General features: G+C 51.2%; 18 protein-coding genes. 17 read left to right on the top strand and 1 reads right to left on the bottom strand.

Annotation, left to right across the window (positions count from 1 at the left end; all coding sequences use genetic code 11):
• Window positions 1-46 precede the first annotated feature (46 nt).
• The 17 genes from cra to lpxC all read left to right on the top strand — a co-directional run bounded on the left by cra (window position 47) and on the right by lpxC (window position 19,476).
• Window positions 47-1,051: a catabolite repressor/activator gene (cra, locus tag OH773_RS18040; RefSeq protein ID WP_183272763.1), complete on the top strand. Its 1,005-nt coding sequence runs from the start codon at window positions 47-49 to the stop codon at window positions 1,049-1,051.
• Window positions 1,052-1,613: 562 nt separating this feature from the next.
• Window positions 1,614-2,072 (top strand): division/cell wall cluster transcriptional repressor MraZ, encoded by a 459-nt coding sequence (gene mraZ, locus OH773_RS18035; RefSeq protein WP_064539946.1) that lies wholly within the window; start codon window positions 1,614-1,616, stop codon window positions 2,070-2,072.
• Window positions 2,073-2,075: 3 nt separating this feature from the next.
• On the top strand, window positions 2,076-3,017 hold the full coding sequence (rsmH, locus tag OH773_RS18030) for a 16S rRNA (cytosine(1402)-N(4))-methyltransferase RsmH (RefSeq protein WP_270140635.1): 942 nt from the start codon (window positions 2,076-2,078) through the stop codon (window positions 3,015-3,017).
• Entirely contained in the window at window positions 3,014-3,379 is a 366-nt protein-coding gene (gene ftsL, locus OH773_RS18025; protein WP_270140629.1) for a cell division protein FtsL, read from the top strand. Before rsmH ends, ftsL begins: the two co-directional genes overlap by 4 nt.
• A 15-nt stretch (window positions 3,380-3,394) precedes the next feature.
• Window positions 3,395-5,161, top strand: a complete 1,767-nt coding sequence (locus OH773_RS18020; RefSeq protein ID WP_183272766.1) for a peptidoglycan glycosyltransferase FtsI — start codon at window positions 3,395-3,397, stop codon at window positions 5,159-5,161.
• On the top strand, window positions 5,148-6,635 hold the full coding sequence (murE, locus tag OH773_RS18015; RefSeq protein ID WP_270140626.1) for a UDP-N-acetylmuramoyl-L-alanyl-D-glutamate--2,6-diaminopimelate ligase: 1,488 nt from the start codon (window positions 5,148-5,150) through the stop codon (window positions 6,633-6,635). Before OH773_RS18020 ends, murE begins: the two co-directional genes overlap by 14 nt.
• Window positions 6,632-7,990, top strand: a complete 1,359-nt coding sequence (murF, locus tag OH773_RS18010; RefSeq protein WP_270140624.1) for a UDP-N-acetylmuramoyl-tripeptide--D-alanyl-D-alanine ligase — start codon at window positions 6,632-6,634, stop codon at window positions 7,988-7,990. The genes murE and murF overlap by 4 nt, the downstream gene beginning before the upstream one ends.
• A complete protein-coding gene (gene mraY, locus OH773_RS18005) occupies window positions 7,984-9,066 on the top strand; it encodes a phospho-N-acetylmuramoyl-pentapeptide-transferase (RefSeq protein ID WP_183272769.1) in 1,083 nt (360 codons plus the stop codon). The genes murF and mraY overlap by 7 nt, the downstream gene beginning before the upstream one ends.
• Window positions 9,067-9,068: 2 nt before the next feature.
• On the top strand, window positions 9,069-10,385 hold the full coding sequence (gene murD / locus OH773_RS18000; protein ID WP_270140622.1) for a UDP-N-acetylmuramoyl-L-alanine--D-glutamate ligase: 1,317 nt from the start codon (window positions 9,069-9,071) through the stop codon (window positions 10,383-10,385).
• Entirely contained in the window at window positions 10,385-11,629 is a 1,245-nt protein-coding gene (gene ftsW, locus OH773_RS17995) for a cell division protein FtsW (protein WP_270140619.1), read from the top strand. Before murD ends, ftsW begins: the two co-directional genes overlap by 1 nt.
• Complete coding sequence (gene murG, locus OH773_RS17990) at window positions 11,626-12,693, top strand: undecaprenyldiphospho-muramoylpentapeptide beta-N-acetylglucosaminyltransferase (RefSeq protein ID WP_270140616.1); 1,068 nt, start codon at window positions 11,626-11,628, stop codon at window positions 12,691-12,693. Before ftsW ends, murG begins: the two co-directional genes overlap by 4 nt.
• Before the next feature lie 67 nt (window positions 12,694-12,760).
• Window positions 12,761-14,236 (top strand): UDP-N-acetylmuramate--L-alanine ligase, encoded by a 1,476-nt coding sequence (gene murC, locus OH773_RS17985; protein WP_270140614.1) that lies wholly within the window; start codon window positions 12,761-12,763, stop codon window positions 14,234-14,236.
• Window positions 14,229-15,149 carry a D-alanine--D-alanine ligase gene (locus tag OH773_RS17980; RefSeq protein WP_270140612.1) on the top strand — a complete coding sequence of 307 codons (921 nt, stop codon included), beginning with the start codon at window positions 14,229-14,231 and terminating at the stop codon, window positions 15,147-15,149. Before murC ends, OH773_RS17980 begins: the two co-directional genes overlap by 8 nt.
• Before the next feature lies 1 nt (window position 15,150).
• Window positions 15,151-15,984 (top strand): cell division protein FtsQ, encoded by an 834-nt coding sequence (gene ftsQ / locus OH773_RS17975; protein WP_183272775.1) that lies wholly within the window; start codon window positions 15,151-15,153, stop codon window positions 15,982-15,984.
• A 2-nt stretch (window positions 15,985-15,986) separates the two neighbouring features.
• Window positions 15,987-17,243 carry a cell division protein FtsA gene (ftsA, locus tag OH773_RS17970; protein ID WP_034460940.1) on the top strand — a complete coding sequence of 419 codons (1,257 nt, stop codon included), beginning with the start codon at window positions 15,987-15,989 and terminating at the stop codon, window positions 17,241-17,243.
• Between the two features lie 63 nt (window positions 17,244-17,306).
• Window positions 17,307-18,458 (top strand): cell division protein FtsZ, encoded by a 1,152-nt coding sequence (ftsZ, locus tag OH773_RS17965; protein ID WP_064539921.1) that lies wholly within the window; start codon window positions 17,307-17,309, stop codon window positions 18,456-18,458.
• A 100-nt stretch (window positions 18,459-18,558) separates the two neighbouring features.
• Window positions 18,559-19,476 carry a UDP-3-O-acyl-N-acetylglucosamine deacetylase gene (gene lpxC, locus OH773_RS17960; protein ID WP_270140607.1) on the top strand — a complete coding sequence of 306 codons (918 nt, stop codon included), beginning with the start codon at window positions 18,559-18,561 and terminating at the stop codon, window positions 19,474-19,476.
• Window positions 19,477-19,484: 8 nt separating this feature from the next.
• On the opposite strand, the gene OH773_RS17955 is transcribed toward lpxC, so the two are convergent.
• Window positions 19,485-20,003 carry a DUF721 domain-containing protein gene (locus OH773_RS17955; RefSeq protein WP_270140605.1) on the bottom strand — a complete coding sequence of 173 codons (519 nt, stop codon included), beginning with the start codon at window positions 20,001-20,003 and terminating at the stop codon, window positions 19,485-19,487.
• Between the last annotated feature and the right edge of the window lie 17 nt (window positions 20,004-20,020).

Below are 20,020 nucleotides of genomic sequence, written 5' to 3'. Positions count from 1 at the left end.
ATGACCAGAGTATGGATATGGCAATCCTATAAATTAAGGGGCTACTGTGAAATTGGATGAAATCGCGCGCCTGGCTGGAGTTTCGCGCACCACGGCGAGCTACGTCATCAACGGCAAGGCAAAGCAGTATCGTGTCAGCGATAAAACCGTTGAGAAAGTCATGGCGGTTGTTCGCGAGCATAACTACCACCCGAATGCGGTGGCCGCAGGGTTGCGGGCCGGGCGTACGCGTTCTATCGGATTAGTTATTCCAGACCTTGAGAACACGAGTTATACCCGTATTGCTAACTATCTTGAGCGGCAGGCCCGTCAGCGCGGATACCAGCTGCTAATTGCCTGTTCTGAAGATCAGCCAGATAATGAAATGCGCTGCATAGAACATCTCTTGCAACGCCAGGTGGATGCCATCATTGTTTCCACTTCACTGCCGCCTGAGCACCCTTTCTACCAGCGTTGGGCGAACGACTCCTTCCCAATCATTGCGCTCGATCGTGCCTTAGACCGTGAAAACTTCATCAGCGTCGTCGGTGCGGATCAGGAAGACGCGGAAATGCTGGCCAGTGAGCTTCGTACTTTCCCAGCCGAAACCGTACTTTACCTTGGTGCGTTGCCGGAACTTTCCGTCAGCTATTTGCGTGAGCAAGGTTTCCGCAGTGCATGGAAAGACGACCCTCGTGAAGTACATTTCCTTTATGCCAACAGCTACGAGCGCGAAGCCGCAGCGCAGTTGTTTGATAAATGGCTGGAAACCCATCCAATGCCGCAGGCTCTGTACACCACTTCATTTGCATTATTACAAGGTGTTATGGATGTCACGTTGCGACGTGAAGGGCGATTACCGACTGAGTTGGCGATTGCCACCTTCGGGGACCATGAACTGCTCGATTTCCTGCAATGCCCAGTTTTGGCAGTCGCGCAGCGCCACCGTGACGTTGCGGAACGTGTACTGGAACTCGTTCTTGCCAGTCTTGATGAGCCACGTAAGCCGAAAGCAGGCCTGACCCGTATTCGCCGTAATCTATACCGCCGCGGAAGTTTAAGTCGCCACTAACAAGAGATGGCAGTTACGGCTGCCATTCTTAATTAAGAATATTCTCGCTTTATTTTTATTGGTTATTCAGGTAATTATTTTTCTTTGGTAAAAGATGAATCTTTAATTCCTTAATCGATATAAGACTACTTCAGAATTATTTTGTTACATAGCATTGTGTAAAAATGCCGGATAATTAAACAATAGCTATCTGATAAGAATCAAACTTCCCTCCAGCCCGCGCTTCGCCTGCATCTGACGCTGTTATCCTGACAAGAAATACCTTAAAATGCCGACCGCGTCGCAAACTGAACACTTCATATTTTACCTGTCAGGTTTTCAGTCGATTTAACGATATTTATGCTTATTGACCATTTTTCTTTCAAATATTCATAACGTTAATTTTGCATCGTGAATGTAGCGCCTTTTCACGCCAGTCATTTATCAATCGCTTATGAGATGAAAATTATTTCCATCAGCGTTGTAGCTTGCTTGACAAGGTTTTCCTCCGCTCCGTAAACTCCTTTAGGTGGGATTTTGTGGGTGAAAGTGGTGGAAAGGGGATTTTAAGGGTGAGGCTGGCATGTTCCGTGGGGCAACATTAGTCAATCTCGACAGCAAAGGGCGGCTCGCCGTACCTACCCGTTACCGGGATGCGCTTGTCGAAACCTCTGAAGGTCAGATGGTTTGTACCATCGACATCCATCACCCATGCCTGCTGCTTTATACCCTCCCCGAGTGGGAAATTATTGAACAAAAGCTAGCTCGTCTGTCGAGTATGAACCCTGTAGAACGTCGCGTGCAGCGACTGTTATTGGGCCATGCCAGTGAATGTCAGATGGATAGTGCCGGGCGTTTGTTATTGGCACCTGTTTTACGCCAACACGCCGGGCTAACCAAAGAAGTGATGCTGGTTGGGCAGTTCAATAAGTTTGAACTGTGGGATGAAACAACCTGGCATCAACAGGTCAAGGAAGACATCGACGCTGAGCAGGCCACGACGACTACGTTGTCGGATAGGCTGCAGGACTTGTCACTATAAATAATGATGGAAAATTTTAAACATACTTCGGTGCTGCTTGATGAGGCCGTGAATGGTCTCAACATTCGTCAGGATGGCATCTACATTGATGGCACGTTTGGTCGTGGCGGACACTCTCGATTGATTCTTTCCCAACTGGGACCAGAAGGACGCCTGCTGGCTATCGACCGTGACCCGCAAGCCATTGCAGCAGCACAAGCAATTGATGACCCGCGCTTCTCCATCATTCATGGACCTTTCTCTGAATTAGCTCAATACGCAAGCGAACGCGATTTGCTGGGCAAAATTGACGGTATTCTTTTGGATCTGGGTGTCTCCTCGCCTCAGCTAGATGATGCCGAGCGTGGCTTCTCGTTTATGCGTGATGGCCCGTTGGATATGCGCATGGACCCGACTCGCGGCCAATCTGCGGCAGAATGGTTGCTTAGCGCTGATGAAGCGGATATCGCCTGGGTTATCAAAACCTTCGGTGAAGAAAAATTCGGCAAACGTATTGCGCGCGCCATTATCGAGCGTAACCGTGAACAGCCAATGACGCGTACCAAAGAACTGGCAACGGTTGTAGCTGCGGCAATGCCGGTCAAAGACAAGTTCAAACACCCGGCGACGCGTACGTTTCAGGCTATCCGAATCTGGATCAACAGTGAACTTGAAGAAATTGAACAGGCGCTCAAAGGTTCAATTCCAACACTGTCACCAGGTGGTCGTCTGTCGATCATCAGTTTCCACTCTTTAGAAGACCGAATTGTTAAGCGCTTTATGCGTGAAAACACCCGTGGGCCGCAAGTTCCTGCGGGGCTGCCAATGACTGAAGCACAACTGAATAAGCTCGGCGGCAGGTATTTAAAATCCATTGGCAAAATGATGCCTGGTGAAGAAGAAGTGGCGGAAAACCCGCGCGCGCGTAGTTCGGTACTGCGCATCGCTGAAAGGACAAACGCATGATCAACAAAGTGGCAGAAGCCCTCACTAAAGTTACTGGCCAATTGAGCAGTGGCGAACGCCATGCACTACCAGCAGTAATTGGTGGTGACTTGTTGCGTCATGGGAAAATGCCACTGATTTTGTTTACCGCCATTATCGTAACAGCCATTTTCGTTGTAACGACCGCGCACCATACCCGTCTGCTCACCGCACAGCGTGAGCAAATGGTGGTGGAGCGTGATGCGTTAGATATCGAGTGGCGTAACCTGATTCTGGAAGAAAACGCACTGGGCGATCATAGCCGGGTGGAGCGGGTCGCGACGGAAAAGCTGCAATTGCAGCATGTTGACCCATCGCAGGAAAACATCGTAGTTCAGCAATAAGGAATCGCGTGACAGATGAGAGCAGCGGCAAAAACGCTTAAACCGAAACGCCAGGAAGAACAGGCCAACTTTGTAAGTTGGCGTTTTGCGTTGCTTTGCGGTTGCATTTTGCTGGCGCTGGTTTTCCTGTTGGGGCGCGTTGCCTGGCTGCAAATCATCGCGCCGGACATGTTGGTACGTCAGGGAGATATGCGTTCCTTGCGTGTGCAGGAAGTTTCGACTTCTCGAGGCATGATTAGTGACCGCGCGGGCCGACCATTGGCAGTTAGTGTGCCGGTTAAAGCCATTTGGGCCGATCCGAAAGAATTGCATGACGCGGGTGGTATTACGCTGGATAACCGCTGGAAAGCGCTGGCCGATGCACTGAAAATCCCTCTTGATCAGCTCGCTTCCCGTGTGAACAGCAACCCTAAAGGTCGCTTTATTTATCTGGCGCGTCAGGTGAATCCAGATATTGGCGACTACATCAAAAAACTCAAACTCCCAGGGATTCATCTGCGCGAGGAATCTCGTCGCTACTATCCTTCTGGCGAAGTCACCGCTCATCTTATTGGCTTCACGAACGTCGATAGTCAGGGGATTGAAGGTGTTGAAAAAAGCTTCGATAAATGGCTGACCGGTCAACCTGGCGAGCGAATCGTACGTAAAGACCGCTTTGGTCGCGTCATCGAAGATATCTCCTCAACCGACAGCCAGGCCGCTCATAACCTGGCTTTGAGCATTGATGAGCGCCTGCAGGCACTGGTTTATCGTGAGCTAAACAACGCCGTGGCTTTCAACAAGGCCGAATCGGGCAGTGCGGTACTGGTAGATGTGAATACCGGTGAAGTATTGGCGATGGCAAACAGCCCGTCCTATAACCCAAATAATTTAAGTGGAACCCCGAAAGACATCATGCGAAACCGTACCATTACGGACGTTTTCGAACCGGGTTCAACAGTTAAGCCAATGGTGGTCATGACGGCGCTGCAACGTGGCGTCGTGCGTGAAAATACTGTCCTGAATACCGTGCCGTACCGCATCAATGGTCATGAGATCAAAGATGTGGCGCGCTACAGCGAATTGACCCTTACCGGGGTACTACAGAAGTCGAGTAACGTCGGGGTTTCCAAACTGGCGTTAGCGATGCCCTCCTCAGCGTTGGTAGATACTTACTCACGTTTTGGATTGGGAAAAGCGACCAATTTGGGGTTGGTCGGAGAACGCAGTGGCTTATATCCGCAAAAACAACGGTGGTCTGACATAGAGAGGGCCACCTTCTCTTTCGGCTACGGGCTAATGGTAACGCCGTTACAGTTAGCGCGTGTCTACGCAACGATAGGCAGCTACGGCGTATATCGCCCGCTGTCGATTACGAAGGTTGATCCTCCGGTTCCAGGCGAGCGTATTTTCCCTGAACCGTTGGTTCGTACCGTCGTTCATATGATGGAAAGTGTGGCATTGCCTGGTGGTGGTGGCGTGAAAGCGGCTATCAAGGGCTACCGCATCGCAATTAAAACCGGTACTGCGAAAAAAGTCGGTCCGGATGGACGTTATGTTAACAAATACATTGCTTATACCGCAGGCGTAGCACCAGCCAGTAATCCGCGATTCGCATTGGTAGTGGTAATTAACGATCCTCAAGCAGGTAAATATTACGGTGGTGCCGTCTCTGCACCTGTGTTCGGTGCCATCATGGGCGGCGTTCTGCGCACCATGAATATCGAACCGGATGCTCTGGCGACAGGTGAAAAAAGTGAATTTGTAATTAATCAAAAAGAGGGATCAGGTGGCAGATCGTAATTTGCGCGACCTTCTCGCTCCGTGGGTACCAGCGCTACCTGCGAGAGCTCTGCGAGAAATGACACTCGATAGTCGCGTGGCGGCATCGGGCGACCTTTTTGTGGCTGTAGTCGGTCATCAGGCGGACGGGCGTCGATATATCCCGCAGGCAATAGCGCAAGGCGTAGCCGCTGTCGTTGCTGAAGCTGAAGGCGAAGCAACGGATGGCGAAGTCCGTGAAATGCACGGTGTGCCGGTTATTTATCTGAGCCAATTGCATCAACGTCTTTCTGCTCTCGCAGGGCGTTTTTACAACGAGCCTTCAAGTGCATTACGTTTGGTTGGTGTGACCGGGACTAACGGTAAAACCACGACTGCGCAACTGCTTGCCCAATGGAGCCAGTTGTTAGGCGAAACCAGTGCCGTGATGGGCACTGTGGGTAATGGCCTGCTCGGCAACGTGAAACCAACTGAAAACACCACCGGTTCTGCCGTTGATGTACAGCAAGTGCTTGCTAACCTTGCAGATCAAGGGGCGAGCTTCGCCGCCATGGAAGTTTCCTCACATGGTCTGGTACAGCATCGTGTTTCCGCTCTGAAATTTGCCGCCAGCGTGTTCACCAACTTAAGTCGTGACCACCTCGATTACCACGGTGATATGGCAGGCTACGAAGCGGCCAAATGGCTGCTGTTTTCTGAACACGATTACGGCAATGCCATCATCAATGCTGATGATGAAGTCGGACGCAATTGGTTAACGCGTTTACCTGACGCCGTTGCGGTCACGATGGAAGATAATTTACAGCCTGGTTGTCGTGGCCGTTGGTTGAAAGCAACCGATGTGCAGTATCACGATGGCGGAGCGACCATTCGCTTTAGCTCTTCCTGGGGCGATGGTGAAATCGAAAGCCGCCTGATGGGCGCATTTAACGTCAGCAACTTGCTGTTAGCATTGGCAACCCTGTTAGTGCTGGATTATCCCCTTGAGGAGCTGCTGAAAACGGCACCGAGCCTGCAACCCGTTTGTGGGCGTATGGAAGTTTTCAGCGCACCGGGTAAACCGACGGTAGTGGTGGATTATGCCCACACGCCGGATGCTCTGGAAAAAGCACTGCAAGCGGCGCGTTTACATTGCAGCGGTAAGCTGTGGTGCGTCTTCGGCTGTGGTGGTGACAGGGATAAAGGCAAGCGTCCAATCATGGGTGGTATTGCTGAACAGTATGCTGATGTTGTGGTTGTCACCGATGACAATCCGCGTACCGAAGAGCCAGGTGCGATTGTGGCTGACATTTTGGTTGGCATGCTGGATGCAGGCCGTGCGCATGTGGTTGCAGGCCGTGCTGAAGCGGTAACTAACGCAATTATGCAGGCGAAAGAAAATGATGTCGTTCTGCTGGCAGGTAAAGGCCACGAGGACTATCAGATTGTTGGGGTTCGCCGTCTGGACTACTCCGACCGTGTCACTGCCGCCCGCTTGCTGGGGGTTGTGGCATGATCCGCGTTTCGTTAAGCCAACTCGCCACTGTTTTGCAGGGTGAATTGCACGGGGCTGATGCCGACATCATTGATGTCACCACTGACACGCGCAAATTAACCCCTGGCTGCCTGTTTGTTGCATTAAAAGGTGAACGCTTCGATGCGCACGATTTTGCGCAAGATGCGGTCAGCGGTGGGGCAGGGGCGCTGCTGGTTTCCCGTAAGCTGGATGTTAATGTTCCACAGCTCGTGGTAGCCGATACACATCAAGCATTCGGCGAACTGGCTGCCTGGGTTCGTCAACAGGTTCCGACGCGTATTGTTGCGTTGACCGGTTCTTCTGGCAAAACCTCCGTAAAAGAGATGACTGCCGCGATTCTGCGCGAGTGCGGTAGCACTTTATATACAGCCGGAAACCTGAATAACGATATTGGCGTGCCAATGACGTTATTACGCCTCACACCAGAATATGAGTATGCGGTCATCGAACTGGGTGCAAATCATCAAGGTGAAATCGCCTGGACGGTGGGTCTGACTCGCCCGGAAGCGGCATTAGTCAACAATTTGGCGGCAGCTCACCTTGAAGGCTTTGGTTCGCTTGCCGGTGTCGCGAAAGCAAAAGGTGAGATTTTCGCCGGTCTGCCTGCAAACGGCATCGCCATTCTCAATGCCGATAATAATGATTGGCTGAACTGGCAAAAGATTATTGGTGAGCGCAAAACCTGGCGCTTCTCACCCAATGCAACGGGCAGCGATTTCACCGCGACCAATGTGCATATCACTGCCCATGGCACAGAGTTCACCATCAAAACGCCAACTGGCGACATTGATGTGAATTTACCGCTACCTGGACGGCATAACATTGCTAACGCACTGGCGGCAACGTCACTTGCAATGGCGGTAGGTGCTTCGCTTGAAGCGGTTAAAGCCGGTCTTGCCGACTTAAAAGCTGTTCCTGGACGTTTGTTCCCGATTCAACTTTCTGAAAACCAACTTCTGCTCGATGACAGTTACAACGCCAATGTGGGGTCGATGACCGCTGCAGCACAGGTACTGTCAGAAATGCCGGGTTTCCGCGTGATGGTTGTTGGGGATATGGCTGAGCTTGGTGATGAATCTGTAGAGTGCCATCGTCAGGTTGGCGAAGCCGCGAAAGCGTCCGGCATTGATTGCGTACTGAGCGTGGGCACGCTGAGCGAAATAATCAGTCTGTCCTCTGAAGTAGGGCAACATTTTACCGATAAACCCTCTTTAATCGCTCACTTGAAGGCGTTACTCGCCGAGCATTCAATGATGACTATTTTAGTGAAGGGTTCACGTAGTGCCGCCATGGAACAGGTAGTACGCGCATTACAGGAGAATGGAACATGTTAGTTTGGCTGGCCGAACACTTGGTCAAATATTATTCCGGCTTTAACGTCTTTTCCTATTTGACGTTTCGCGCCATCGTCAGCCTGCTGACTGCTCTGTTCATCTCGTTATGGATGGGGCCGCGTATGATTGCCCGTTTGCAGCAACTTTCTTTCGGTCAGGTCGTGCGTAATGACGGTCCTGAATCCCATTTCAGTAAGCGCGGAACACCAACGATGGGCGGGATTATGATCCTGACTTCTATCGTGATTTCTGTCTTGATGTGGGCATACCCGTCCAACCCTTATGTCTGGTGCGTATTGTTCGTACTGGTCGGCTATGGTGCGATTGGCTTTGTCGATGATTACCGTAAAGTGGTGCGCAAAGATACTAAAGGCTTGATTGCCCGCTGGAAGTATTTCTGGATGTCCGTCATCGCGTTGGCAGTGGCCTTCACGATGTACAGCGCAGGGAAAGGAACGCCAGCCACCGAGCTGGTTGTGCCGTTCTTTAAAGACGTGATGCCTCAGCTTGGCCTGTTTTATGTGCTGCTGGCGTATTTCGTTATTGTCGGCACCGGCAATGCGGTAAACCTGACCGATGGCCTCGATGGCTTGGCTATCATGCCTACTGTGCTGGTGGCATCCGGTTTTGCGCTAGTCGCTTGGGCAACAGGTAACATCAAGTTCGCTGAATATCTGCATATTCCTTATCTGCGCCACTCCGGCGAACTGGTTATCGTCTGTACGGCGATCGTGGGGGCTGGGCTTGGTTTCTTATGGTTCAACACCTATCCAGCGCAAGTGTTTATGGGCGACGTTGGCTCTCTGGCACTGGGCGGTGCGCTCGGGACTATCGCCGTATTGCTGCGCCAGGAATTCCTGTTAGTGATTATGGGCGGGGTGTTTGTTGTTGAGACACTTTCGGTCATCTTGCAGGTTGGCTCATTCAAATTGCGCGGGCAGCGCATTTTCCGTATGGCCCCGATTCATCACCATTATGAATTGAAAGGTTGGCCGGAGCCGCGAGTCATTGTGCGCTTCTGGATTATTTCGCTCATGCTGGTCCTGATTGGCCTGGCTACCCTGAAGGTGCGTTAACCATGGCTGATTACCAGGGTAAAAAAGTCGTTATTATCGGGTTGGGCCTCACCGGCCTTTCCTGCGTGGATTTCTTCCTTGCACGTGGTGTGACGCCACGCGTGATGGACACCCGCTTGACACCGCCTGGGCTTGAAAAACTGCCAGAAGCGGTGGAACGACATACTGGCTCACTCAATGAAGATTGGTTGTTAACGGCTGACTTGATTATTGCCAGCCCTGGTATTGCTATTGCCCATCCAGCGCTGAGTCGTGCTGCAGATGCGGGCGTTGAGATAATCGGTGATATCGAACTCTTCTGCCGTGAAGCGACAGCACCGATTGTGGCGATCACCGGTTCGAACGGTAAGAGTACTGTCACCACTTTGGTTGGTGAAATGGCCAAAATGGCGGGCGTAAATGTAGGCGTAGGCGGAAATATCGGCTTGCCTGCCTTGATGCTGCTTGATCAAAACTGCGAGCTATATGTACTGGAGCTTTCCAGCTTCCAACTGGAAACCACTCATAGCTTGAAAGCAGCGGCAGCAACCATTCTCAACGTGACTGAAGATCATATGGACCGCTATCCGTTTGGTCTGCAGCAGTACCGTGCGGCCAAACTGCGTGTTTATGAAAACGCTGCGGTGTGTGTCGTGAACGCGGATGACGCATTGACGATGCCAGTACGTGGTGCAGACGATCGTTGCGTTAGCTTCGGCGTAGATGTCGGTGACTATCATCTCAACCATCAGCAGGGCGATACCTGGCTGCGGGTGAAAGGTGAGAAAATCCTGAACACCAAAGAGATGAAAGTGGTGGGTCGCCATAACTACACCAACGCACTTGCTGCATTGGCGTTAGCGGATGCGGTGAAACTACCACGCTCCAGCAGTCTGAAAGCCCTGACGACCTTCACCGGTCTTGCTCACCGCTTCCAGCTTGCTTGGGAGCGTAACGGCGTACGTTGGATTAACGATTCCAAAGCGACCAACGTGGGTAGCACTGAAGCGGCGCTGAACGGTTTGCAGGTCGAAGGGACACTGCACCTGCTGTTGGGCGGTGACGGTAAATCTGCTGATTTCTCCTCACTTGCTCAATACCTGCAAGGGCCAGCGATTCGGCTGTATTGTTTCGGTCGTGATGGTGCGGAGCTTGCTGCGTTGCGTCCTGACGTTGCTGAGCAAACTGAAACGATGGCGCAGGCGATGAAATTAATTGCCGCTCGTGTGCAACCTGGCGACATGGTTCTGCTCTCTCCGGCGTGCGCTAGCCTCGATCAGTTCAAAAACTTTGAGCAACGCGGTGACCAATTCACCTTACTTGCGAAGGAGCTTGGCTGATGCGCTTCTCTCTGCCTCGTCTGCGTATGCCAAGATTTCCGGGATTTGCCGTCCTGAGTTGGCTTGCGTCAGCAATTAAAGGCTGGGTGATGGGCTCCCGCGAGGCCGACTCAAATAACATCGTAATGTATGACCGCACCATGCTATGGCTGACTTTCGGGCTAGCTGCGGTTGGTTTTATTATGGTGACATCCGCGTCAATGCCTGTCGGGCAACGTCTGGCGAATGACCCATTCTTGTTTGCTAAGCGTGACGGTCTGTACATCATTCTGGCGTTTGTGCTGGCGTTGTTCACCCTGCGTTTGCCGATGGATTTCTGGCAGCGTCACAGTACCGCGCTGTTGCTGTTATCTATTGCTATGTTGTTGATTGTGTTGGTTGTGGGTAGCTCTGTTAACGGTGCGTCACGTTGGATTGCTTTTGGTCCATTGCGTATTCAGCCCGCCGAGTTCACTAAGTTGTCGCTGTTCTGTTATCTCGCTAACTACCTGGTTCGTAAGGTTGATGAGGTGCGCAATAACCTTCGTGGCTTCCTCAAACCGATGGGTGTTATCCTGGTTCTGGCCGTGTTACTGCTGGCACAGCCCGATCTTGGTACGGTAGTTGTACTGTTTGTTACTACGCTGGCGATGTTGTTCCTGGCGGGTGCCAAACTCTGGCAGTTCCTCGCCATCATAGGTATGGGCATTTCCGCAGTTGTGCTGTTAATCCTTGCTGAGCCTTATCGTATTCGCCGCGTAACATCCTTCTGGAATCCGTGGGATGACCCGTTTGGTAGCGGCTACCAGCTAACACAATCTCTGATGGCATTTGGTCGCGGTGAATTGTGGGGGCAGGGGTTGGGCAATTCGGTACAAAAACTCGAATATTTACCGGAAGCTCACACCGACTTCATCTTCTCAATTATCGGAGAAGAGCTGGGATATATCGGTGTGGTGCTGGCATTATTGATGGTATTCTTCGTGGCTTTTCGTGCGATGTCCATCGGTAAGCGGGCGCTCGAAATGGACCAGCGCTTTGCTGGTTTCTTAGGCTGTTCCATCGGGGTCTGGTTTAGTTTCCAGGCGCTGGTAAACGTGGGTGCTGCGGCGGGGATGTTACCAACCAAAGGTCTGACATTACCCCTAATCAGTTACGGTGGTTCAAGTCTGTTAATTATGTCTACAGCAATCATGATGTTGCTGCGTATTGATTATGAAACACGTCTGGCTAAAGCTCAGGCGTTTACGAAAGGTGTGCGATGAGTAATCAAACCCGGCGGTTAATGGTGATGGCTGGTGGGACCGGTGGGCATGTGTTCCCGGGTCTTGCCGTAGCGCATCACTTAATGGCTCAGGGCTGGCAAGTACGCTGGCTGGGAACCGCTGATCGTATGGAAGCAGATTTAGTTCCTAAACATGGAATTGAGATCGATTTTATTCGTATTTCAGGTTTGCGTGGTAAAGGCCTTAAAGCCATGTTGCTGGCCCCCGTGCGGATTTTCAACGCCTGGCGCCAGGCTCGTGCAATCATGAAGGCTTATCGCCCTGACGTTGTTCTGGGGATGGGCGGTTATGTCTCTGGCCCTGGCGGGCTGGCGGCCTGGTCACTTGGCATTCCGGTCGTGCTGCATGAGCAAAACGGGATTGCTGGGCTGACCAACAAATGGTTGTCAAAAATTGCCAAAAAAGTGATGCAGGCATTTCCAGGTGCATTCCCGAATGCTGATGTAGTAGGCAACCCGGTTCGTACCGATGTGTTGGCTCTGCCTTTGCCGCAAGAACGTTTCGCGGGGCGTGAAGGTCCGGTTCGGGTGTTGGTTGTCGGTGGTTCTCAGGGCGCACGCGTGCTGAACCAGACCATACCGCAAGTTGCTGGTCGCCTGGGCGACGCTGTCACCATTTGGCACCAGTGTGGCAAAGGTGGCCAGGAAGCGGTGCAGCAGGCTTACGTACAAGCCGCACAGCCACAGCATAAAGTCACTGAATTTATTGATGATATGGCCGCTGCTTACGCGTGGGCCGATGTCGTGGTATGTCGTTCCGGCGCGTTAACCGTAAGCGAAATCGCGGCAGCAGGATTACCTGCACTGTTTGTTCCCTTCCAGCATAAAGACCGACAGCAGTACTGGAATGCACTGCCACTGGAAAAAGCTGGAGCGGCAAAAATACTGGAGCAACCGCAGTTTACCGTGGATGCCGTTACCCAAACGCTCGCCGGGTGGGACAGAGCAACGTTATTGGCAATGGCCGAACGTGCGCGTGCTGTTTCCATTCCCGATGCCACAGAGCGGGTAGCAAAAGAAGTGAGCGCCGCAGCACTGGCGTAATCATTGTGGGTGGCTGTTTTGCCCATGAATATTTGAAGTAATGGCGTTTGACGCTGCAGGTTAGAGAATGAATACACAACAACTGGCGAAACTGCGTTCTATCGTGCCCGAGATGCGTCGCGTCCGGCACATTCACTTTGTTGGCATCGGCGGCGCCGGTATGGGCGGTATTGCCGAAGTTTTAGCTAACGAAGGTTACCAGATCAGCGGGTCTGATTTGGCTCCGAACCCGGTTACTCAGCAGTTGTCGGCGCTGGGCGCCACGATTTATTTCAACCATCGCCCGGAAAACGTGCTTGATGCGAGTGTTGTGGTGGTTTCTACCGCAATCTCCATGGATAACCCGGAAATTGTCGCGGCTCACGAAGCGCGCATCCCTGTTATCCGTCGTGCTGAAATGCTGGCAGAGTTGATGCGTTTTCGTCATGGCATCGCGATTGCCGGTACGCACGGTAAAACCACAACCACGGCGATGGTTTCTAGTATTTATGCAGAAGCAGGTCTTGATCCTACTTTTGTTAACGGTGGCCTGGTTAAAGCCGCAGGAACGCATGCTCGTTTAGGTAATAGTCGTTACCTGATTGCTGAAGCTGATGAGAGTGACGCATCATTCCTCCATCTGCAGCCAATGGTTTCCGTGGTGACGAATATCGAAGCCGATCATATGGATACCTACCAGGGCGACTTCGAAAATTTAAAACAGACGTTTATTAACTTCCTGCACAACTTGCCGTTTTACGGTTTGGCGGTCATGTGTGTGGACGATCCGGTTATCCGTGAGCTACTGCCACGTGTTGGCCGTAAAACTACCACTTACGGTTTTAGCGAAGATGCTGACGTTCGTGTAGAAAATTATCACCAGAAAGGACCGCAGGGGCATTTCACTATTGCGCGTCAGGGCAAGCCTGCATTGCAAGTCACGCTGAATGCGCCAGGTCGCCACAATGCATTAAACGCTGCTGCGGCGGTGTCAGTGGCGACAGAAGAAGGCATTGATGATGCTGACATCTTGCGTGCACTGGAGAGCTTCCAGGGTACAGGGCGTCGCTTTGATTTCCTCGGCGAGTATCCGCTTGCCGAAGTGAATGGCAAAGAAGGCACCGCCATGCTGGTTGATGACTATGGTCACCATCCAACTGAAGTGGATGCCACCATTAAAGCGGCACGTGCGGGCTGGCCGGATAAAAATCTGGTTATGATTTTCCAGCCACACCGTTTCACTCGTACTCGTGATTTGTACGATGATTTTGCTAACGTATTGTCACAAGTTGATTCTTTGCTGATGCTGGATGTTTATTCTGCTGGCGAAGCGGCGATTCCTGGTGCTGATAGCCGTTCACTGTGCCGCACGATTCGTGGGCGTGGAAAAGTCGACCCAATTCTGGTTCCTGACGCAAGTCAGATTGCGGATGTTTTAGCACCGGTTTTGTCTGGAAATGACCTGATTCTGGTGCAAGGTGCAGGAAATGTTGGGAAAGTTGCCAGAAACCTGGCTGAATATAGATTGCAGTCTCACACTAAGGAAGGAGACCAACATGGCTGATAAAATTGCTGTCCTGCTGGGCGGAACTTCCGCTGAACGTGAGGTGTCTTTGCAATCAGGTGCTGCGGTTCTGGCTGGCCTGAGAGAAGCTGGAATTGACGCACATGAAGTCGACCCGAAAAATACGCCGGTTACAGAGCTAAAAGCACAGGGTTTTGACAAAGTATTTATTGCCTTACATGGTCGTGGCGGTGAAGACGGTACCCTTCAAGGGCTGCTGGATTTCCTAAAACTGCCTTACACCGGTAGTGGCGTGATGGCTTCAGCTATCACCATGGATAAGCTGCGTACTAAATTGCTGTGGCAAGGTGCAAATTTACCTGTGGCTCCATCGGTCGCATTAACGCGACGTGATGTGGAAGCGGGCATCTGTGCAGCCACGGTAGAACGTATTGCAGGCCTGGGGATGCCAGTCATCGTTAAGCCTAGTCGCGAAGGCTCAAGCGTCGGTATGTCGAAGGTCGACAATGTTGCGGCACTGCCCGCAGCACTTGAACTTGCCTTCAAGCATGATGACGAAGTGTTGATCGAAAAATGGTTAAGCGGCCCTGAATACACAGTCGCTATCCTGGGCGAAGAAATTTTACCGTCTATTCGTATCCAACCCGCCGGAATTTTCTATGATTATGAGGCGAAGTATCTCTCTGATGAGACTCAGTATTTTTGCCCAAGCGGTTTAATTGAGCAGCGCGAGCAAGAATTGCAGGCTTTAGTGCTGCAAGCCTGGCAAGTTTTGGGTTGCAGTGGTTGGGGACGTGTAGATGTCATGTTAGATAGCGACGGACAGTTTTACCTGCTGGAGGTTAATACCTCTCCAGGCATGACCAGCCATAGCCTGGTGCCGATGGCAGCTCGTCAGGCTGGGATGACATTCTCTCAACTGGTTGTGCGTATTCTGGAGTTGGCAGACTGATATGTCGCAAGCAGCTCTGAATACGCGTAATCGCCAGGAAGAAGAAGAAACCAGTTCTCGTCGCAGTAACGGTGGGCGACTGGCCGGGATAATTTTCCTGAGCGCAGTACTGTTTACGGTATTTATTGGCGGCTGGATTGTCGTAGGCTGGATGGAGGATGCGCAGCGCCTTCCACTGTCTAAGTTGGTGGTTACTGGTGAACGGCATTACACCCGTAACGATGATATTCGTCAGTCAATTCTGGCACTGGGTCCGCCTGGCACCTTTATGACCCAGGATGTGAATATTATCCAACAGCAAATTGAACGTTTGCCATGGATTAAGCAGGCGAGTGTTAGAAAGCAGTGGCCTGATGAATTGAAGATTCATCTGGTTGAATATGTGCCCATCGCGCGCTGGAATGATCAGCATATGATTGATGCGCAAGGAAATGCGTTCAGTGTTCCAGCCGAACGTGCTGTAAAGCAGACTTTACCTATGTTATCTGGGCCGGAAGGCAGTGAAGGTGAAGTATTGCAAGGCTTTCGCGCAATGGGCGATGTGCTGGCAAAGGATAAATTTACATTGAAAGAAGCGGCAATGACCGCTCGTCGTTCCTGGCAATTGACGTTGAATAATGGCATTAAGCTTAACTTGGGCCGGGGCGATACGATGAAACGCTTGAGTCGCTTTGTGGAGCTTTACCCTGTTCTGCAGCAGCAAGAGCAAGCCGACAATAAAAGGATTAGCTATGTCGATTTGCGTTACGACTCAGGTGCAGCAGTGGGATGGCAACCTGCTCCCGTAGAAGAACCTAATCCTAATCAGCAACAGAATCAGGCACAGGCAGAATAACAATGATCAAGGCGACGGACAGAAAACTGGTAGTAGGACTGGAGATCGGTACCGCAAAGGTTGCCGCTTTAGTAGGGGAAGTTCTGCCTGACGGTATGGTCAATATTATTGGCGTGGGCAGTTGCCCATCGCGTGGTATGGACAAAGGTGGCGTAAACGATCTCGAGTCAGTCGTGAAATGCGTTCAGCGCGCGATTGACCAGGCCGAATTAATGGCTGATTGCCAGATTTCTTCGGTCTACCTTGCGCTGTCAGGTAAGCACATTAGCTGTCAAAACGAGATTGGCATGGTGCCAATTTCTGAAGAAGAAGTGACGCAGGAAGACGTTGAAAACGTCGTTCACACCGCGAAATCGGTGCGTGTACGTGACGAGCATCGTGTTTTACACGTTATCCCGCAAGAATATGCAATTGACTACCAGGAAGGCATCAAAAATCCTGTAGGTTTATCGGGTGTCCGCATGCAGGCTAAGGTGCATTTGATTACCTGCCATAACGATATGGCGAAAAACATCGTTAAAGCCGTTGAACGCTGCGGCCTTAAAGTTGACCAACTGATCTTTGCAGGGCTTGCGGCAAGCTACGCAGTATTGACCGAAGATGAACGTGAGTTAGGTGTCTGCGTAGTCGATGTCGGTGGTGGTACTATGGACATCGCGGTCTACACTGGAGGCGCGTTGCGCCACACCAAAGTTATCCCATATGCAGGGAACGTGGTGACCAGTGACATCGCTTATGCCTTCGGCACACCGCCGAGTGATGCCGAAGCTATTAAAGTACGCCATGGCTGCGCACTAGGTTCGATTGTTGGCAAAGATGAAAACGTTGAAGTGCCAAGCGTCGGTGGACGTCCACCACGTAGCCTGCAACGCCAGACGCTCGCTGAAGTTATCGAGCCTCGTTATACCGAATTGTTGAACCTGGTAAACGAAGAGATTTTGCAATTACAAGAGCAACTTCGCCAGCAAGGTGTGAAGCACCACCTGGCGGCGGGGATTGTGCTAACGGGTGGCGCGGCGCAAATTGAAGGCCTGGCAGCCTGTGCGCAACGTGTATTCCATACGCAAGTGCGTATCGGACAACCGTTAAATATTACTGGCCTGACTGATTATGCCCAGGAGTCTTATTACTCCACAGCAGTCGGCTTGCTGCACTACGGGAAAGAAACACATCTCAGTGGTGAAGCAGAAGTGGAAAAAAGGACCTCTGTCGGCTCATGGATTAAGCGAATCAACAGCTGGCTGAGAAAAGAGTTTTAAATTTTATAAGAGACCAGACAAAATTAGTGGTCTCAGGCGACAGGCACAAAACGGAGAGAAACTATGTTTGAACCTATGGAACTGACCAACGACGCGGTGATTAAAGTCATCGGCGTCGGTGGTGGCGGCGGCAATGCCGTTGAGCACATGGTGCGCGAACGCATCGAAGGTGTTGAATTCTTTGCAGTGAATACTGACGCTCAAGCGTTACGTAAAACTGCGGTAGGCCAGACTATTCAGATTGGTAATGGTATTACCAAAGGTCTGGGTGCTGGGGCTAACCCTGAAGTGGGCCGTACTGCTGCGGAAGAAGACCGTGATGCATTACGTGCTGCACTGGAAGGCGCAGACATGGTATTTATCGCCGCAGGTATGGGTGGCGGTACAGGTACAGGTGCGGCACCTGTAGTTGCAGAAGTCGCTAAAGATCTGGGCATCCTGACCGTAGCTGTTGTGACAAAGCCTTTCAACTTTGAAGGCAAGAAGCGCATGGCATTCGCGGAGCAGGGTATTGCCGAACTGTCTAAGCATGTTGACTCATTGATCACCATCCCGAATGACAAACTGCTGAAAGTTCTGGGCCGCGGTATCTCTTTGCTTGACGCTTTTGGCGCAGCTAACGACGTACTGAAAGGCGCAGTGCAGGGTATCGCTGAATTGATTACCCGTCCGGGTCTGATGAACGTCGACTTTGCTGACGTGCGCACCGTAATGTCCGAAATGGGATATGCCATGATGGGTTCCGGTGTGGCAAGTGGCGAAGACCGTGCAGAAGAAGCGGCAGAAATGGCGATTTCCAGCCCACTGTTGGAAGATATCGACCTGTCTGGAGCGCGTGGCGTTCTTGTCAACATCACCGCTGGCTTCGACCTGCGTCTGGATGAGTTCGAGACTGTGGGTAACACCATTCGTGCGTTTGCATCTGATAACGCCACGGTAGTTATCGGTACATCTCTGGATCCAGAGATGAACGACGAACTGCGTGTGACCGTTGTTGCAACCGGTATTGGTATGGACAAACGTCCAGAAATCACTCTGGTGACCAACAAGCAAACTCAGCAACCTGTAATGGATCGCTACCAGCAGCACGGAATGGCTCCGCTTCAACAAGAGCAAAAGCCAGTTGCTAAAGTAGTGAATGACAATACGCCACAAACAACGAAAGAGCCTGATTATCTGGATATTCCAGCGTTTTTGCGCAAGCAAGCTGATTAAGAATAAACCGGAAGTTGGGGATCTCCGCTCTTTGTGCTAAACTGGTCCACCGATTGTGATATACACTTCGGTTGGATAGGTAATTTGGCGAGATTATACGATGATCAAACAAAGGACACTTAAACGTATCGTTCAGGCGACTGGTGTCGGTTTACATACCGGCAAGAAAGTCACACTGACGTTGCGCCCTGCGCCGGCAAATACCGGGGTCATCTATCGTCGCACCGACTTGAATCCTCCGGTAGATTTTCCGGCAGATGCCAAATCTGTGCGTGATACCATGCTCTGTACTTGCCTGGTGAACGAGCACGATGTGCGGATTTCTACCGTTGAGCATTTAAATGCCGCCCTTGCGGGATTAGGTATTGATAACATCATTATTGAAGTCAATGCCCCAGAAATCCCAATCATGGACGGTAGTGCAGCGCCATTCGTCTACCTGCTGCTTGATGCCGGGATTGACGAATTAAACTGTGCGAAGAAATTTGTGCGCGTCAAAGAAACAGTTCGCGTTGAAGATGGCGATAAATGGGCTGAATTCAAACCGTATAATGGTTTCTCGTTGGATTTCACCATCGACTTTAACCATCCGGCGATTGATGCCAGCACCCAACGCTACAGCATGAACTTCTCTGCGGAAGCATTTATGCGCCAGATTAGTCGTGCTCGTACCTTCGGTTTTATGCGTGATATCGAATATCTGCAGTCCCGTGGTTTGTGCCTGGGCGGTAGCTTCGATTGTGCCATCGTTGTTGACGATTATCGCGTACTGAACGAAGACGGCCTGCGTTTTGAAGATGAATTCGTTCGTCACAAAATGCTCGACGCGATTGGCGACTTGTTCATGTGCGGCCACAACATTATTGGTGCGTTTACTGCCTATAAGTCTGGCCATGCGCTGAATAATAAATTGCTTCAAGCGGTTCTGGCGAAGCAAGAAGCCTGGGAATGGGCAACCTTCCAGAACGATGCCGAACTTCCGTTAGCGTTCAAAGCACCGAAAATGGTTCTGGCTTAACACCAGAATTATTTATTGCGACTGGTTTCATTGGTACTCTCTCCGGCCAATGATGCCAGTCGTTCTATTGCTGCCTTTAATTTCTCTGGGCTACGTTCAGCCACCATCCGTAATGCCTGAGCACTTTGCTGGCTCAATTCTCTGTTTACCCCTTCAGTTTTACCTTTCATCGTTTGAATGCTGTTTTCTTGTACTGATTCTTGCCCAATAGCAGCCAGTGATGGATTAATCCTGATGTCGATTGATGTCAATGATGGTAATATTTGTGCGCGTAATGCACTCAGTAGCGTGGCTTGTTCATAGCGTAAGCGCATCAGCCAGCTAGCATTCGCGGTTTCAAGTACGAGAATGCCTTGTCGGAAATTTGCTACCCGGCACCAGGGATGCAGTTGAGCGGGTAATATCCCTTTCACCGCCCTGTTGAGCTTAAGTAGCGCAGTTGCGCGTTGTTGCACGTTTTGCAGCACGCTTTCGGCACCAGCATCATCGAACAAATGATCTAAAGATTGTGGGCGACTATCACGCATACATAATGCTCCGGCGG

It is taken from the genome of Buttiauxella sp. WJP83, assembly GCF_027594725.1.
In the GTDB taxonomy this organism is placed as follows: Bacteria; Pseudomonadota; Gammaproteobacteria; order Enterobacterales; family Enterobacteriaceae; genus Buttiauxella; species Buttiauxella selenatireducens.
The sequence above is the reverse complement of the archived record's forward strand: the minus strand, read 5'-3'. Positions and strand labels throughout refer to the sequence as shown.

Coding starts and splice junctions, on each gene's coding strand:
- murC (WP_270140614.1), top strand. CDS start 12,761: ATGAATACACAACAACTGGCGAAACTGCGTTCTATCGTGCCCGAGATG.
- ftsA (WP_034460940.1), top strand. CDS start 15,987: ATGATCAAGGCGACGGACAGAAAACTGGTAGTAGGACTGGAGATCGGT.
- lpxC (WP_270140607.1), top strand. CDS start 18,559: ATGATCAAACAAAGGACACTTAAACGTATCGTTCAGGCGACTGGTGTC.
- OH773_RS17955 (WP_270140605.1), bottom strand. CDS start 20,003: ATGCGTGATAGTCGCCCACAATCTTTAGATCATTTGTTCGATGATGCT.
- OH773_RS18020 (WP_183272766.1), top strand. CDS start 3,395: ATGAGAGCAGCGGCAAAAACGCTTAAACCGAAACGCCAGGAAGAACAG.
- ftsW (WP_270140619.1), top strand. CDS start 10,385: ATGCGCTTCTCTCTGCCTCGTCTGCGTATGCCAAGATTTCCGGGATTT.
- murG (WP_270140616.1), top strand. CDS start 11,626: ATGAGTAATCAAACCCGGCGGTTAATGGTGATGGCTGGTGGGACCGGT.
- mraY (WP_183272769.1), top strand. CDS start 7,984: ATGTTAGTTTGGCTGGCCGAACACTTGGTCAAATATTATTCCGGCTTT.
- ftsZ (WP_064539921.1), top strand. CDS start 17,307: ATGTTTGAACCTATGGAACTGACCAACGACGCGGTGATTAAAGTCATC.
- mraZ (WP_064539946.1), top strand. CDS start 1,614: ATGTTCCGTGGGGCAACATTAGTCAATCTCGACAGCAAAGGGCGGCTC.
- murF (WP_270140624.1), top strand. CDS start 6,632: ATGATCCGCGTTTCGTTAAGCCAACTCGCCACTGTTTTGCAGGGTGAA.
- murD (WP_270140622.1), top strand. CDS start 9,069: ATGGCTGATTACCAGGGTAAAAAAGTCGTTATTATCGGGTTGGGCCTC.
- rsmH (WP_270140635.1), top strand. CDS start 2,076: ATGATGGAAAATTTTAAACATACTTCGGTGCTGCTTGATGAGGCCGTG.
- ftsQ (WP_183272775.1), top strand. CDS start 15,151: ATGTCGCAAGCAGCTCTGAATACGCGTAATCGCCAGGAAGAAGAAGAA.
- ftsL (WP_270140629.1), top strand. CDS start 3,014: ATGATCAACAAAGTGGCAGAAGCCCTCACTAAAGTTACTGGCCAATTG.
- OH773_RS17980 (WP_270140612.1), top strand. CDS start 14,229: ATGGCTGATAAAATTGCTGTCCTGCTGGGCGGAACTTCCGCTGAACGT.